Annotated in this window: 14 protein-coding genes and 1 pseudogene; 12 read left to right on the forward strand and 3 right to left on the reverse strand. The window is 71.1% G+C overall.

The features are described from left to right. Positions 1 to 472, forward strand: a pseudogene (locus EOE48_RS29330) (hypothetical protein); the annotation flags it as partial. 107 nt (positions 473 to 579) lie between these two features. Continuing rightward, the gene (locus EOE48_RS22165; protein WP_127733063.1) at positions 580 to 1,788 is read left to right on the forward strand and encodes an acyl-CoA dehydrogenase family protein; all 1,209 of its coding nucleotides are present in this window, start codon (positions 580 to 582) and stop codon (positions 1,786 to 1,788) included. Positions 1,789 to 2,037: 249 nt separating this feature from the next. Here EOE48_RS22165 and EOE48_RS22170 read toward each other — a convergent pair whose 3' ends face one another. Together EOE48_RS22170 and EOE48_RS22175 are read right to left on the reverse strand one after the other, a co-directional pair. Further along, the gene (locus tag EOE48_RS22170; RefSeq protein ID WP_127733064.1) at positions 2,038 to 2,322 is read right to left on the reverse strand and encodes a hypothetical protein; all 285 of its coding nucleotides are present in this window, start codon (positions 2,320 to 2,322) and stop codon (positions 2,038 to 2,040) included. Positions 2,323 to 2,730: 408 nt separating this feature from the next. Beyond that, positions 2,731 to 3,711, reverse strand: a complete 981-nt coding sequence (locus EOE48_RS22175) for a catalase family peroxidase (protein ID WP_246154704.1) — start codon at positions 3,709 to 3,711, stop codon at positions 2,731 to 2,733. A gap of 369 nt (positions 3,712 to 4,080) precedes the next feature. Between EOE48_RS22175 and rpsF the strand changes: the two genes are divergently transcribed. From rpsF to alr, 7 genes are all read left to right on the forward strand, one after another. Beyond that, positions 4,081 to 4,542 (forward strand): 30S ribosomal protein S6, encoded by a 462-nt coding sequence (gene rpsF / locus EOE48_RS22180; protein ID WP_127733065.1) that lies wholly within the window; start codon positions 4,081 to 4,083, stop codon positions 4,540 to 4,542. A 3-nt stretch (positions 4,543 to 4,545) separates the two neighbouring features. Next, positions 4,546 to 4,800, forward strand: a complete 255-nt coding sequence (gene rpsR, locus EOE48_RS22185) for a 30S ribosomal protein S18 (protein WP_127733066.1) — start codon at positions 4,546 to 4,548, stop codon at positions 4,798 to 4,800. Positions 4,801 to 4,916: 116 nt separating this feature from the next. Next, entirely contained in the window at positions 4,917 to 5,882 is a 966-nt protein-coding gene (locus EOE48_RS22190) for a DUF2232 domain-containing protein (protein WP_127733067.1), read from the forward strand. A gap of 60 nt (positions 5,883 to 5,942) precedes the next feature. Next, complete coding sequence (gene rplI, locus EOE48_RS22195) at positions 5,943 to 6,512, forward strand: 50S ribosomal protein L9 (protein ID WP_127733068.1); 570 nt, start codon at positions 5,943 to 5,945, stop codon at positions 6,510 to 6,512. 461 nt (positions 6,513 to 6,973) lie between these two features. Then, positions 6,974 to 8,461, forward strand: coding sequence for a replicative DNA helicase (locus EOE48_RS22200; RefSeq protein ID WP_127733069.1), 1,488 nt, complete (start codon positions 6,974 to 6,976; stop codon positions 8,459 to 8,461). A 72-nt stretch (positions 8,462 to 8,533) separates the two neighbouring features. Beyond that, positions 8,534 to 9,034 carry a DUF29 domain-containing protein gene (locus tag EOE48_RS22205; protein ID WP_127733070.1) on the forward strand — a complete coding sequence of 167 codons (501 nt, stop codon included), beginning with the start codon at positions 8,534 to 8,536 and terminating at the stop codon, positions 9,032 to 9,034. Between the two features lie 9 nt (positions 9,035 to 9,043). Then, complete coding sequence (gene alr, locus EOE48_RS22210; RefSeq protein WP_127733071.1) at positions 9,044 to 10,171, forward strand: alanine racemase; 1,128 nt, start codon at positions 9,044 to 9,046, stop codon at positions 10,169 to 10,171. A 215-nt stretch (positions 10,172 to 10,386) separates the two neighbouring features. Here the strand turns inward: alr and EOE48_RS22215 are convergent, their stop codons facing one another. Then, positions 10,387 to 11,061, reverse strand: a complete 675-nt coding sequence (locus EOE48_RS22215) for a TetR/AcrR family transcriptional regulator (RefSeq protein WP_127733072.1) — start codon at positions 11,059 to 11,061, stop codon at positions 10,387 to 10,389. A gap of 204 nt (positions 11,062 to 11,265) precedes the next feature. Here EOE48_RS22215 and EOE48_RS22220 point away from each other — a divergent pair, with 204 nt between their 5' ends. The 3 genes from EOE48_RS22220 to EOE48_RS22230 are packed head-to-tail and all read left to right on the forward strand — an operon-like array spanning position 11,266 to position 14,912. Beyond that, positions 11,266 to 12,078 carry an ABC transporter ATP-binding protein gene (locus EOE48_RS22220; protein WP_127733073.1) on the forward strand — a complete coding sequence of 271 codons (813 nt, stop codon included), beginning with the start codon at positions 11,266 to 11,268 and terminating at the stop codon, positions 12,076 to 12,078. After that, positions 12,078 to 14,012, forward strand: a complete 1,935-nt coding sequence (locus EOE48_RS22225) for a long-chain fatty acid--CoA ligase (RefSeq protein WP_127733074.1) — start codon at positions 12,078 to 12,080, stop codon at positions 14,010 to 14,012. Before EOE48_RS22220 ends, EOE48_RS22225 begins: the two co-directional genes overlap by 1 nt. Positions 14,013 to 14,018: 6 nt before the next feature. Beyond that, positions 14,019 to 14,912: a branched-chain amino acid ABC transporter permease gene (locus tag EOE48_RS22230; RefSeq protein WP_127733075.1), complete on the forward strand. Its 894-nt coding sequence runs from the start codon at positions 14,019 to 14,021 to the stop codon at positions 14,910 to 14,912. The last annotated feature ends 5 nt before the right edge of the window (positions 14,913 to 14,917 follow it).

The raw sequence follows: 14,917 nt of genomic DNA on the forward strand, positions 1-14,917 counted from the left end.
GGCGCCGCCACCGGCCGCCCCGGCTCTCGATCCCGTGACGACCCGGCCGCCCGAGCCGGAACTGCCGCTGCCGTTGCCGCCGGTCGAGCCCGAGCCCGAGCCCGCTCCGGCGCCGCCACCTCCGCCGCCCGAGCCCGAGCCCGAGCCCGACTCCCTTCCGCCCGAGCCTCCGCCGCAGGAGCTTCCGCTGCCCGAGCCGGAGCCCGCGCCGCCCCCGCCGCCGGTGCACGAGCCCGAACCCGAACCCGCGCCGCCCCCGCCCCCGCCCCCGGCCCCGGAGCCGCCCCCCGCTCCGGCCAGGGTCGAGGCGGCCAGGGTCGAGACGGCCAAGCCCGACGCGGTCAAGCCGGAGCCCGAGAAACCGGAACCCGCGCCGGCGAAGCCGGCCCCCGCCACCGCCAACCCGTTCTCGGTCGAGGAGATCGAGGCCGAGTTCGCGCGGCTGCTCGGCCGGCCCCTCGACAAGCGCTGAGCCGGATCGCGGCCCCCGACGCACGGGGGCCGCGATCCCGCTTGACCGGGGCGGGCCGGCAGGGTGGATGGAGCGAGGACGCCCCATCCAGCCCAACGAGGCACGCCATGGATTTCACCCTGTCCCCCCGGATCGAGGATTTTCGCGCCCGGATCGCCGACTTCGTCGCCCGCGAGATCATGCCGGTGGAGGCCGACCGGGCGAACTGGGACGAGCACGAGAACATCGCCCACGCGCCCCTCGCAGCCCTGCGGGAGAAGGCCAGGAATGCCGGGCTGTGGTGCCTGCAACTGTCCGAGGAGGCCGGCGGGCAGGGGCTCGGCAAGGTCGGGATGGCCGCCTGCTACACCGAGATGAACCGCTCGATCTTCGGCCCGGTGGTGTTCAACGCCGCCGCCCCCGACGACGGCAACATGATGGTGCTGGAGGCGCTGGCGACGCCCGAGCAGAAGGCCCGCTGGCTCGCGCCGATCGCCTCCGGCGCCGTGCGCTCGGCCTTCGCGATGACCGAGCCGCATCCCGGCGGCGGCTCGGACGTGTCGATGATCCGCACCCGCGCCGAGCGGCAGCCGGACGGCCGCTACCGCATCCACGGCCGCAAGTGGTACATCACCGGCGCCGGCGAGGCGGCGCATTTCCTCCTGATGGCGCGCACCTCCGACGACCCGCGCACCGGGCTGACCTGCTTCCTGTTCCACCGGGACCAGCCGGGCTGGCACATCGTCCGGCGCATCCCGATCATGGGGCCGGAGGAGCATGGCGGCCATTGCGAGATCGCCTTCGAGGGGTTGGAGATCGGGCCGGAGGACGTGCTGGTCGGCGAGGGGAGGGGCATGAAGGTGGCGCAGGTGCGCCTCGCCCCGGCCCGGCTGACCCACTGCATGCGCTGGCTCGGCCTCGCCCGGCGCAGCCTCGAGATCGCGCAGGACTACGCGGCGGTCCGCGAGGGCTTCGGAATCCGGCTCGCCGACCGCGAGAGCGTGCAGCTCATGCTCGGCGGCCTCGCCATGGACATCGAGATCGGCCGGCTGCTGGTGATGCGGGCGGCCTGGGAACTCGACCAGGGCCGCTACGCCCGCAAGGAGGTGTCGATGGCCAAGATCCACGTCGCCAACACCCTGCACAAGGCCGCCGACCTCGGCATCCAGATCAACGGCGCGCGGGGCTATTCCAAGGACACGGTGCTGGAGTGGATCTACCGCTACGCCCGTCAGGCCCGCCTCGTCGACGGCGCCGACGAGGTCCACCGGATGCTCATCAACCGCGAGTTGCAGGCCGAGGGCGCGGCGTTCTTCTCGTGGCCGGGGGCGGCCTGACGGCGGAGCCTGCGCCGGGAGGCTGATTCACGTCCGGGCCTTCATCGAGGGATCCCCTCTCCCGTTCGGGGAAGGGGAGCGCCCCGGCCGCAGCCGGCGCCGGTCGCGCCCGGCGACGCGTCATACGGTTTCCGATTGATCGCTTCAGGCGATCCTGGCGGATCGCATTCGCAATGCGGAAACCGGCTTCGCTCAAGTGCCGCGCGGGCTGGTGATCCGATCTTCGGAACTGATCGTCCGAAGATCGGATCACGCGCAGGGCGCGGCCGCGGCCCGGGCGATCGTCGCGGACCCGGTGCTTCCCGTCCGGGGCAGGGTCGAGCGGCCCTGGTCGGTGATCTGCCAGGTCGCGAAGGTGCCGCCGAGATGCGGCCCGGCCTGCTCGCCGACCCAGCGCAGGTGGCCGTCGTTCTCCAGGGCGCAGAGCCGGCTGTGGTCGCCGGGCCAGGACCGGTCCGGGTCGCGCTTGACCGAGATCCGGCCCTCGACGTCGGCGGCGGCCTTGGACAGCAGGCGGTGCTCGTGGTTGATCATGGCGAGTCCTCGCGCTTGGAGGCCGGCCGCGGCACCCGCGGCACGGCGCAAGGGGGGCGGCCCGCCGGACCCGCGGGCCCGTCGGCGACACACCCGACTGAAGAGGATCGTCCCGCCCGACGACGAGCCGTGGGGCGCGGACGCGGGCACCGCGGACGGCGCGGTGCGGCACGGGACCCGCGAGCAGCTCCCGCTCATGGTCGGGCTGCCCGGCGGCCCTCGGGGCCGGCGGCGCGGGTCGATGAACGATAGCTTAACAATAAATGCCCGGAGCGCAACCGCGCCCCGGGCCCGTCACAAGGCAATCGGGTTCACCCGATTGCCCTGGGGCCCGTCAACAGCGCGGCCGGTCGGCCGGACGCCCGGAGGCGGCTCGGCGGCCGGCTACCCCGGGGTCGGCGGATGCGGTCAGTTCGATCGCCGCGACAGCGACACCGCGTAGGCGGGGGAGCGGATCGCGAACATCGGGTCGTCGGCCGGGCCGGCGATTCCGTCAGGGAGATCGACCACCGGGTCGAAGGTGGCGGCGTCGCAGGTGGCGTCCGGCTCGATCGCGGTGATCGCGAGAGTGCCGAGCGTCTGCTGCTTGCGCTCCTCCTCCGGCCAGGATGCGGTCACGTCGGCGGTCGGGTCGTTCGGCTCGGCCAGGATCGCCACGAGATCGAAGGTCGCCGGTCCCTGCGCGAGCCGCTGCTTCAGCTCGTCGGCGTAGAAGCTGTCGGGCTTGGCCTTCAGCTCGTCGTCGGAGAGGCCCGCCTTGTCGGCGGCGACGAATTTCAGCTTGGCGGTGGTGCCGACGCCGGCGGCGTTGGTCAGCGTGTAGGCGTGGACCGCCCAGTAGTCGACGCCCGCGAAGCTCGCCGGCACCGGCCGCGCCGCGAGCCACGCCGCCTGCCGGCCGGTCTCGGGGTTCTGCGCCGCGAACGCCTTGATCCTCTCGGCGTCCGGCTTGCCGTCCGGCCCGGGGGCGCGGACCTTCAGGAACTCCAGCAGCTGCGCCGGGGTCCGGGTCGAGAAGACCGGCGCGGAGACGACCACGAAGGTCAGGTCGCCGGCCGGATCGGCCATCCGCATGGCGAAGCCGCGGGTGACCGGCTTGGTCTTGTCCGAGATCTTCGGGTTGCTGCCGCCCATCGAGAACCGGGCGGTGACCGGGACCGCCTTGGCGAATTGCGGCGCCTTCGACAGGGCCGCGGCCGCGGGCGACGGCGTGAACGTCCCCTTGAGGCAGACGCCCTTGGCCCCGCTCGCGCGCACGCCCTTGTGGTCCCCGCCGAGGGCGAATTGCAGGGCGACGATGGCGCCGGGGTCGGCCTCCTCGGCCTGGGCCGGCACGGCGAAGGGGGCCAACAGGGCCGCGCTGACGGCGACGAGGCTGGACCGGATCATGGTGGCGTATCCCTCGATCTGACGGGGCGATCTTGAGTTGTGCGCAATTTTATTTCAAGTCCGATTCCAATCTGCCGCCCGCCCCGCCTGGAAAGGACAGGCGACGTGGGCCTTGCATCGGAGCCGGAACGTGCTATAGGCCGCGCCTCGCGTTCGCTCCGGCCGGGGGCTGAACGGACGGTGCCGCCTTGCCGCGGCACAGGGGTCCTCGGGCTCCGTCGTCCGGTGTCTCCGCCTTCGACAACCGCTCGGGCCTTCATGCAGGCTCGAAGGGCTTGGCGCCGGGCGATGCGTGCGAACCGGCCCGATTGCGGACGCCAGCCTCACGGCGCGCCCGCCCGCGGGCCTTCATCCGACGAAAGGCCCATCATGGCTCTGTACGAGCATGTGTTCCTGGCCCGCCAGGACGTGACCTCGCAGCAGGTCGAATCGATGATCGAGACCTACAAGGGCGTCATCGAGGAGAACGGCGGCAGGATCGAGAAGACCGAGATGTGGGGCGTCAAGTCCCTCGCCTACCGCATCCGCAAGAACCGCAAGGCCCACTTCACCCTGCTCAACATCGACGCTCCGCCGGCGGCGCTGGCCGAGATGGAGCGCCAGATGCGGATCTCGGAGGACGTCCTGCGCTTCCTGACCATCCGCGTCGAGACGCTGGAGGCCGAGCCCTCCGCGATGATGCAGAAGCGCGACCGCGACGAGCGCAAGGACCGCGAGCGCGGCCGCCGTCGCGACGACGACGGCTTCGGCGGTGGCGACCGCGGCGATCGCCCCGAGCGCGGTGATCGTCCCGAGCGCGCCGAGCGCGGCAACCCGAACGAGGAGAACTGAGTCATGGCGTTCGGTGCTGGTGGTGGCGGCGGTGGCCGTCGTCCGTTCTTCCGTCGTCGCAAGACCTGCCCGTTCTCCGGCGCCAACGCGCCGAAGATCGACTACAAGGACGTGAAGCTGCTCTCGCGCTACGTGTCGGAGCGCGGCAAGATCGTCCCCTCGCGCATCACCGCGGTGTCGGCCAAGAAGCAGCGCGAGCTCGCCCAGGCGATCAAGCGCGCCCGCTTCCTCGGCTTCCTGCCCTACGTGATCCGCTGATCCGGCTCACCTGATTCATCAACCCGGCGGCGTCGCCCGCCGCCGGGGTCGCTGGGGCGTCACGCGGCGCCCCTAACCCTGCCGGACCGGCAGCGGGACAGCGGAGCGGAAACCCAGTGCAGTTCCTCGGTATCGGCGTCGTCGCGGGCCTCGTCTCCGCGCTCCTGATCGGCGTGATCGTCAAGGCGACCCCGCTCGCCCTCGTCCTCTACCTGCTCGCGCCGCTGCCGGTCCTCATCGTCGCCCTCGGCTGGAGCCATCGCGCCGGCCTCGTGGCCGCCGCCACCGGCACGCTCGCCCTCGCGGTGATGTCCTCGCCCCTGCGCGGCCTCGCCTTCCTGATCTCGACGGCGCTGCCGGCGTGGTGGCTCGGCTACCTCGCGCTGCTCGGCCGGCCCTCGCCCGCGGGCGCCCCCGGCGCGATGGAGTGGTACCCGGTCGGCCGCCTGCTCGCCTGGGTCGCGGTGACCGCCGCGGTGGCGCTGCTCGTCGTCATCATCCTGTCCTCGGGCGACCACGCCGCCTACCAGGAGCGCACCCGCCAGCTCGCCCGGGCGATCCTCCAGATCCAGGGCGTGCAGGTCCAGGAGGTCGAGGCGGGGACCGGGGTCTCGGACGCCGACCTCGCCCGGATCGCCGACCGGGTCGCCGGCTTCGCCCCCGGCATCATGGCGATGACCTTCACCCTGCTGCTGACCTTCTACCTGTGGGCGGCGGCGCGCATCGTGCAGCTCTCCGGCCGGCTGCCGCGGCCCTGGCCCGACGTGCCGGGCGCGGCCATGCCCCGGCGCATCCTGTGGGGCCTGAGCGCCGGGCTCGTGCTCGCCGTCGCCGGCCCGGCCTATGCCGGCACCTTCGGGGTCGCGCTGTCGGGGGCGATCGGCGCCGCGCTCGCGCTCCAGGGGCTCGCCGCCATCCACGACCGCACCCGCGGCCGGCCCGGGCGCACGGCCCTGCTGGCCGGGCTCTACGTCGTGGTGTTCCTCACCCAGGGGATCGCGCTCGCGGCCCTGACCCTGTTCGGCCTCGCCGATTCCCTGTTCGGCCTGCGGCGCAGGCCCGCGGGGGCGCCGAAGCCCTGACCCGGACGGCCGCGGCCGCCCGATCCCGTTCCCCACCGACTTCTCGAAGGAGTGCACACCATGGAAGTCATCCTGCTCGAACGCGTCGCCAAGCTCGGCCAGATGGGCGAGACCGTGAAGGTCCGCCCGGGCTTCGCCCGCAACTTCCTCCTCGCCCGCGGCAAGGCCCTGCGCGCCACCGAGGCCAACAAGAAGCGGTTCGAGGACCAGCGCGCCCAGCTCGAGACCCGCAACCTCGAGCGCCGCAGCGACGCCGAGAAGGTCGCCGAGACCCTCAACGGCCAGAGCTTCGTGCTGATCCGTCAGGCCGGCGAGACCGGCGTGCTGTACGGCTCGGTCTCCCCGCGCGACCTCGCCGACGTGGTGACCCGGGAGGGCTTCACCGTCGGCCGCGAGCAGTTCAGCCTCAACCAGCCGATCAAGACCCTGGGCCTGCACACCGTCCCGGTGGTGCTCCACCCCGAGGTCGAGGTCAGCGTCACCGTCAACGTCGCCCGCAGCCCCGAGGAGGCCGAGCGCCAGGCCCGCGGCGAATCGACCACCGCCCGCGAGGAGTTCAACCTCGACGATCTCGGCCTCGAGGTCGGCGCCGCCCTGGCCGAGGCCGGTCCCGACGCCGACGACCGCTGAGGACGACGCGCCGCCGGCCGGCGGCGCGGTGGACAACCGGGAGAACGGGGACGCCCCGTCTCCCGGGCTTGACTTGTTCCCATTCTGTTCCAGCATGAGGGGGCTCGCCGCAGCGATGCGGCGGGCCCTCTCGCGTTCGGGAGGCGAGGCGTGGCGATGTCGTCACAGCTTTCGCCCGGGCGCCGGATTATTCCGGCCGGCCGGTGCGGCATTCGCCGCAGCGGGTCCGGCAGGGTGGCGCAAGGCAGCCCTGCCAAGGGTCTCGTCGACGCGTCGTCGTTGCGCCGGAAGCGGTGACCGCCCCGGCGCATGATATCAGGGGCAGGGTCCGACCACGGTGTCATCGATCCTGCTCTACGTGTTTGATTTTGCCGCATTTTTCGCGGCGAAGCGGTATCCGCTCCGCCGGAGGATGCTCTAGGATCGCGTCCCCCCGACGCAACCGAATCGGAGTTCGCCGGATGGCCATTCCCAGCACCCTGACGGCGAACCTGGAGCCGGTGACGCAGGAATACCGCGTCGCCCCGCACAACATCGATGCCGAGCAGGCCCTGCTGGGCGCGATCCTGGTCAACAACGACGCCTATTACCGGGTCTCGGACTTCCTGCTGCCCGAGCACTTCATGGAGGAGGTGCACCGCAAGATCTTCGAGGTCGCGGTCACGCTCATCAAGGCCGGCAAGCTCGCGAGCCCGATCACCCTCAAGACCTATCTCGGCGACGCCGACCTCGGTGGCCTCACGGTGAGCCAGTACCTCGCCCGGCTCGCCGCCGAGGCGACCACCGTCATCAACGCCGAGCATTACGGCCGCACGATCTACGATCTCGCGCTGCGCCGGCGCCTCATCACCATCGGCGAGGACCTCGTCAACGGCGCCTACGAGGCCCCGGTCGAATCCTCGCCGCGCGAGCAGATCGAGGCGACCGAGCGCCGGCTCTACGAGCTGGCCGAGACCGGCAAGTACGACGGCGGCTTCCAGAAATTCTCCGAGGCGCTCACCGCCGCGATCGACATGGCGGCCAAGGCCTTCCAGCGCGAGGGCCGGCTGTCGGGCATCGCCACCGGCCTGTCCGACCTCGACGCCAAGATGGGCGGACTGCAGGCGTCCGACCTCATCATCCTGGCCGGGCGCCCGGGCATGGGCAAGACCTCGCTCGCCACCAATATCGGCTTCAACATCGCCAAGGCCTATGTCGGCGAGAAGCAGGCCGACGGCACCATCGAGACCAAGAACGGCGGCATCGTCGGGTTCTTCTCGCTCGAGATGTCGGCCGAGCAGCTCGCCACCCGCATCATTGCCGAGCAGTCCGGCGTCGCCTCCTACAAGATCCGCCGCGGCGACATCCGGCCGGAGGAATTCTACAAGATCACCGACGCCGCCCGCGAGATGCAGGCGATCCCGTTCTATATCGACCAGTCCGGCGGCATCTCGATCGCCCAGCTCGCCGCCCGCGCCCGCCGGCTCAAGCGCCAGCGCGGCCTCGACCTCCTGATCGTCGACTACCTCCAGCTCCTGTCCGGCTCGTCCAAGAAGGGCGACAACCGGGTGCAGGAGATGACCGAGATCACCACCGGCATGAAGGCCCTGGCCAAGGAGCTGGCGGTGCCGATCATCGCCCTGTCGCAGCTCTCGCGTCAGGTCGAGAACCGCGACGACAAGCGGCCCCAGCTCTCGGACCTGCGCGAATCGGGCTCGATCGAGCAGGATGCCGACGTGGTGATGTTCGTCTACCGCGAGGAATACTACGTCAAGAACAAGAAGCCGCGCGAGGGCACCGAAGAGTTCTTCGCCTGGGAAGCCGAGATGAACCGCGTCTACGGCAAGGCCGAGGTGATCCTCGGCAAGCAGCGCCACGGCCCGACCGGCACGGTGGAACTGCAGTTCGAGGCCGAGACCACCCGGTTCTCGGATCTCGCCCACGGCGACCGGCTGCCGGAGCAGATGTAGCGCGCGGTGACAGGCCGGTGCGACGGTGCCAGACTGGCCCGGCGCATCCGAGGCAGCGAGCGGTGAAGTCCCATGCTCGACGAAACCCTGCGCCGGCCGGCGCCGGCCGACAGTGACGGGTCGGCGGAGCCGACTCACGACGGTGACACCCATGCCTGGGCGCAACGCCAGGCCGAGCACCTGCGCCGGCGCGACTGGGCGCGGCTCGACCCGGACAATCTTGCGGACGAGATCGAGGAGATGGGGCGCGAACTCTACAACAAGCTGGAGAGCGCGCTGCGGATCATCCTCCTCCACCTGCTGAAATGGGACCATCAGCCGGGCAGGCGGACGCGAAGCTGGACGGTGTCGATCCGCACGCAGCGGATCGTCGCGGCCCGGCTGCTCGACCGGCACGGAAGCCTCCGAGGCCGGTTCGCGGCCGCCGTGGACGACGCCTATCGTCTCGCCGCGATCGAGGCCGCCGGCGAGACCGGCCTCGACGACGACGTCTTCCCGGAGACCTGCCCCTACACGACGGCCGAGATCATGACGCGCGAGATTCCTTGGCCTGCCGGCAACGGAGATGCATGAGGTGCGTCCATGACCGCATCCTCGATTCCGGCTTCCTCCCTGCGCGGCCACGGCGCCCGCCTCACCATCGATCTCGCCGCCCTCGGCGAGAACTGGCGCCGCCTCGTCGACGCGGCCGGCTCGGAGACGGCGGCGGTGGTCAAGGCCGACGCCTATGGCTGCGGCATCCCCCGTGTCGCCCCGGCCCTGTGGGCGGCGGGCTGCCGCACGTTCTTCGTCGCTCACCTCTCCGAGGCCGCCGCCGCCCGCGCCGCACTGCCGCCCGAGGCGGTGATCTACGTCCTCAACGGCTTTCCGCCCGGCAGCGCCGGCGCCTACCGGGCGCTCGACGTCCGGCCGGTGCTCGGCTCGCGGGAGGAGATCGCCGAATGGGCGCAGGCGGGGGAGGGGGCTCCGGCGGCGCTCCACGTCGACACCGGCATGAACCGCCTCGGCCTCGGGCCGGACGAGGCGCTGGCGCTCGCCGGCGGCCCTCTGCTGTCGCGGGTCGCGCCCGCGCTGCTGATGAGCCATTTGGTGAGCGCCGAGGTGCCGGGCGACCCGATCACCGCGCGGCAGGCCGGGAGCTTCGCCCGGCTGCGCGCCGCCTTCCCGGGCGTCCCGGCCTCGCTGGCCAATTCCTCCGGCGTGTTCCTGGGGGAGAGCGTGCGCCACGACCTCGCCCGGCCGGGCTATGCCCTCTACGGCGGCAACCCGACCCCGGGGCGGCCGAACCCGATGCGCCCGGTGGTGCGGCTGGAGGCCGAGATCGCCCAGATCCGCGAGGTCGGCCCCGGCGAGACCGCCGGCTACAACGCCCGCTGGACCGCCCCCGGCCCGCGCCGCCTCGCCACGCTGTCGCTCGGCTACGCCGACGGCTTCCCGCGCGCCGCCTCGAACCGCGGCGAGGCGCTGGTCGGCGGGGTGCGCTGCCCGTTCGTCGGCGTCGTCTCGATGGATCTCGTCATCCTCGACGTCACCGAGGTGCCGGTCGAGGCCCTGCGCCGCGGCGCCCCGGCGGTGCTGATCGGCGACGCCCTCGACCTCGACACGGTCGGCCGCAATGCCGGCACGATCGGCTACGAGATCCTGACCGGGCTCGGGTCGCGCTACGATCGTCGCCATCTCGACGAGGCCGGGCACCGGGCACCGGGATGACCGGGGAGCCGATCGCGCCGCCGGGATCGGCCGTCGATGCCTGATACGGTTTTCGGACGATTCGTTCCGAAAAGCCGTATCACCATCCCGCGCGGTGGAGCCGAAGGCTCCACACACCTGAGCGAAGCCGATTTTCGCATCGCGAAGCGATCCCGCAGGGATCGCCAGAAGCGATCAATCGAAAATCGTATGACCCTCCTGCCGGCCGGCGCTCCTCACGCCGCCCCGGCGCGCGCCACACCGTTGCGCCGCGACAGCGCCGGCGGGGGGGCCGCCTCGACCGCCTCCGCCGGGACCTCGCCGCGGGCGAGCGCCAGCACCATGCCCAGGAAAATCTCCCGGACCGCATCCTTCGCCAGCCGGCCGCCGGGCTTGTACCAGGTGCAGATGCCCGACAGCATCGCGAGGATCGCCAGCGTCGCCATGCGGACGTCGTCGAGCCGGAAGACCCCCGCCGCCCGGCCGGCATCCAGGATGTCGCTGAGCTTGCGCTCGTAGTCCCGGCGCATCGCCACCACCGCCGCGAGGTTGTCCGGCTCCAGGCTGCGCAATTCGGAGTAGCAGATGAAGACCTGCTGCGGCCGCTCGACGTGGTAGGCGACGTGGAACTCGACGAAGCGGGTCAGCCGCTCGACCGGGTCGCCGCCCTCGGGCGCCAGCGCCGCGTCGAGGGCCGCATGGAGATCCTGCATGTGGGTGCGGATCAGGTCGAACAGGAATTCCTGCTTGTTGCGGAAGTAGTTGTAGAGCGATCCCTGCTGGATGCCGACCTCGGCCGCGAGCTGGCGCAGGCTCATGGCGGCGTAGCCATGGGTGGCGATCAGCGCCAGACCGGCGCTGCGGATGGCCTCCTCGGTCCTCGGACCGGACGAGCCTGCGGTGCGAGCCATGGCTTGGGCTGGTCCCCCCGGCGGCGGCGCGCAACGCGCCCGGACGCCCGACTTTCGTTGGGCACTTATAGCACTTGACCCCCGGAAAAAAACAGTCGATCGTATTTTGCAGAGCAGGCCTGCACTGACCCTGATGGACAGCGCAGGCCCGATCGGCAGAGCCGCCCCTTTGAGAGGGCGGCCGCCGGGCCAGGGAGGTTTTGCGTGGCGGATGCCCTTGAGGTGCGCCAGGTCTCGCTGCGTTTCGGCGGCGTGAAGGCACTCACCGACGTCAGCTTCTCGATCCGCAAGGGCGAGCTGTTCTCGATCATCGGCCCCAACGGCGCCGGCAAGACCTCGATGATCAACTGCATCTCGGGCCGCTACCGGCCGACCGAGGGGCAGGTCCTGTTCGAGGGCCGGGACATCACCCGGGCGACGCCGAACCTGCGCCCCAAGCTCGGAATCGGCCGCACCTTTCAGAACCTCGCGCTGTTCCACCACATGAGCGTGCTCGACAACGTGATGGTCGGGCGCCACCACCTCCTGCGCAACAACTTCCTCACCGGCTCGCTGTACTGGCTGCCGGGCGTGCGCAGCGAGGAACTGGAGCATCGCCGCCGGGTCGAGGAAATCATCGACTTCCTCGACCTCCAGGCCTACCGCAAGGCCACCGCCGGCACCCTGTCCTACGGCCTGCGCAAGCGCGTGGAACTCGCCCGCGCCATGGCGCTGGAGCCCCGCCTCATCCTCCTCGACGAGCCGATGGCCGGCATGAACCTCGAGGAGAAGGAGGACATGGCCCGTTACATCGTCGACCTCAACGAGGAGTTCGGCATGACGGTGGTGATGATCGAGCACGACATGGGCGTGGTCATGGACATCTCGCACCGCGTCATGGTGCTCGATTTCGGCCGCCGCATCGCGCTGGGCCTGCCCGAGGAGGTGCTGGCCGATCCCCACGTCCGCAAGGCCTATCTCGGCGAGGAGGACGAGCCCGAAGAGGTCGCCCCGGCCCTCGTGCGGGCGGCCTCGTGATGGCCGGCTTCGACTGCGCGGCCCGGGTGCGCGCCGCCGACACCTTCCCGAAGCTCCTGCGCCTCAACGCCCGCGAGCATCCCGACGCGGTGGCGCTGCGCGAGAAGACGTTCGGCCTGTGGCGGCCGACGACCTGGGCGCAGTACGCCGCCCGGGTGCGGGCCTTCGCGCTCGGCTTGCGCGACCTCGGCGTCGGCGAGGGCGACGTCGTCGCGATCATCGGCGACAACCGCCCCGACTGGGTCGCCGGCGAGATCGCCGCCCACGCGCTCGGCGCCCTGTCGCTCGGCCTCTACCGCGACGCGCTCGAGGACGAGGTCCACTACCTGCTCGATTACGGCGAGGCGCGGGTCGCCTTCGCGGAGGACGAGGAGCAGGTCGACAAGCTGCTCGGCCTCGCCGACCGGGTGCCGTCGCTGCGCCACATCGTGTTCAGCGATCCGCGCGGGATGCGCAAGTACGACGACCCGCGGCTGATCTCCGCCGAGGCGCTGGCCGAGCGCGGCGAGCGCCTCGGCAGCCTGGAGCCGGACCTATGGGACCGGCTGGTCGACGCCACCGACCCCGAGGCGGTGGCGATCCTGTGCACCACGTCGGGCACCACCGCGCGGCCCAAGCTCGCGATGCTGAGCGCCGGCCGGGTGCTGCGCCACTGCGCCAGCTACCTCGCCGCCGACCCGAAGGGTCCCGACGACGACTACGTCTCGGTGCTGCCCCTGCCCTGGATCATGGAGCAGGTCTACGCGCTCGGTCAGGCGCTGGTGTCGCGGATGAAGGTCAACTTCGTCGAGGACGCCGACACCCTGATGCACGACTTCCGGGAGATCGCCCCGACCTTCGTGCTGTTCGCGCCCCGGGTCTGGGAGGCCGTCGCCGCCGACGTGCAGGCCCGGATCATGGACGCCTCTCCGCTCAAGCGGGCGCTCTACGACCGCGGCCTGAAGATGGGCCTCGCGGCGCTCGATGCCGGCGGGCGCTCGGCGGCGGCCGACGTGCTGCTGTTCCGGGCCCTGCGCGACCGTCTCGGCTTCACCCGCCTGCGCTCGGCGGCGACCGGGGGCGCCGCGCTCGGCCCCGACACGTTCCGGTTCTTCCGCGCCCTCGGCGTGCCCCTGCGCCAGCTCTACGGCCAGACCGAGACGCTCGGCGCCTACACCCTGCACCGCGGCGAGACGGTCGATTTCGACACCGTCGGCGTGCCGTTCGACGACAGCATCGAGATCCGCATCGACCAGCCCGACCGCAACGGCATCGGCGAGGTGCTGGCGCGCCACGACAACATGTTCCTCGGCTACTACAAGGTCGATCCCGGCGCCCCGAGCGACGTGCGCGACGGCTGGATGCATACCGGCGACGCCGGCAGCGTCGACGCCAAGGGCGAGCTGGTGGTGATCGACCGGGTCAAGGACCTCGCCACCAACGCCCGCGGCGAGCGTTTCTCGCCGCAATACATCGAGAACAAGCTCAAGTTCTCGCCCTACATCGCCGAGGCGGTGATCCTCGGCGCCGGGCGCGACTACCTCGCGGCGCTGGTCTGCATCCGCTACTCGGTCGTGTCCAAGTGGGCCGAGAAGAACCGCGTCGCGTTCACGACCTATTCCGACCTCGCGGCGAAGCCCGAGGTGATCGACCTCCTGCGCCGGGAGGTCGAGCGGGTCAACGCGACCCTCCAGGAGAGCCAGCGCATCGCCAAGTTCGTGCTGCTCTACAAGGAACTCGACGCCGACGACGGCGAACTGACCCGCACCCGCAAGGTCCGCCGCGGCGTCATCAACGAGAAGTACGCCGACCTGATCGCGACCCTCTACGCCGGCCAGCCGAGCTACCGGGTCGACACCGTGATCCGTTTCCAGGACGGCACCACGCAGCGCATCCGCACGACGCTGCCGGTGATCGACCTGCGGCCCGCCCCCCTCCTCGCCGCCGCGGAGTAACCGTCCGTGAACACCCATCTCCTGCTTCAGCTCGTGCTCAACGGGCTGATCGTCGGCGCCCTCTACGGCGTCGTCGCGATGAGCTTCGTGCTGATCTACAAGGCGAGCCAGGTGGTGAACTTCGCGCAGGGCGAGTTCCTGCTCATCGGCGCCTGGGTGTGCTGGTGGCTGCTGACCACCTACCAGCTCCCGTTCCTCGTCGGGATGCTCGTCACCTTCGCGTTCATGATGGCGTTCGGGCTCGCCCTTCAGGTCGTGGTGCTGCGGCCGCTCATCGGCGAGCCGATCATCTCGGTCATCATGGTGACGATCGGCCTGTCGATCTTCTTCCAGGCCCTGTGCAAGTGGCTGTTCGGCGTGTTCGCCCAGCCGTTCCCGCCGATCTTCTCGACGAGCCAGGTCTCGCTGTTCGGCTTCGAGATCCAGACCGTCTACCTCATGAGCCTCGGCATCTCGGCCGCGATGATGGCCGCCTTCGGGTGGTTCTTCCGCTACTCCAAGCACGGCCTCGCCATGCGGGCCACCGCCTACAACCAGCAGGTCGCGCAGTCCCTCGGCATCCCGGTCCGCAACGTCTTCGCGATGGCCTGGGCGATCTCGGCGGTGGTGTCCTCGGTCGCCGGCGTCGTCGTCGGCATCGTCAACGGCGTGTCCTCGGCCCTGTCGCTCTACGGCATCAAGGTGTTTCCGGCGGTCATCCTCGGCGGGCTCGATTCGGTGGTCGGCGCGGTGATCGGCGGCCTCGTCATCGGCGTCCTGGAGAACGTCGCCCAGTACGTCGACGGCCAGTACCTGCACTGGGGCAACCTCTACGAGATCGTGCCCTTCTACGTCCTGGTCGTGATCCTGATGATCAAGCCCTACGGCCTGTTCGGCACCCGCGACATCGAGCGGGTGTGACGTTC

This window comes from Methylobacterium oryzihabitans, from assembly GCF_004004555.2.
Classification (GTDB): Bacteria; Pseudomonadota; Alphaproteobacteria; order Rhizobiales; family Beijerinckiaceae; genus Methylobacterium; species Methylobacterium oryzihabitans.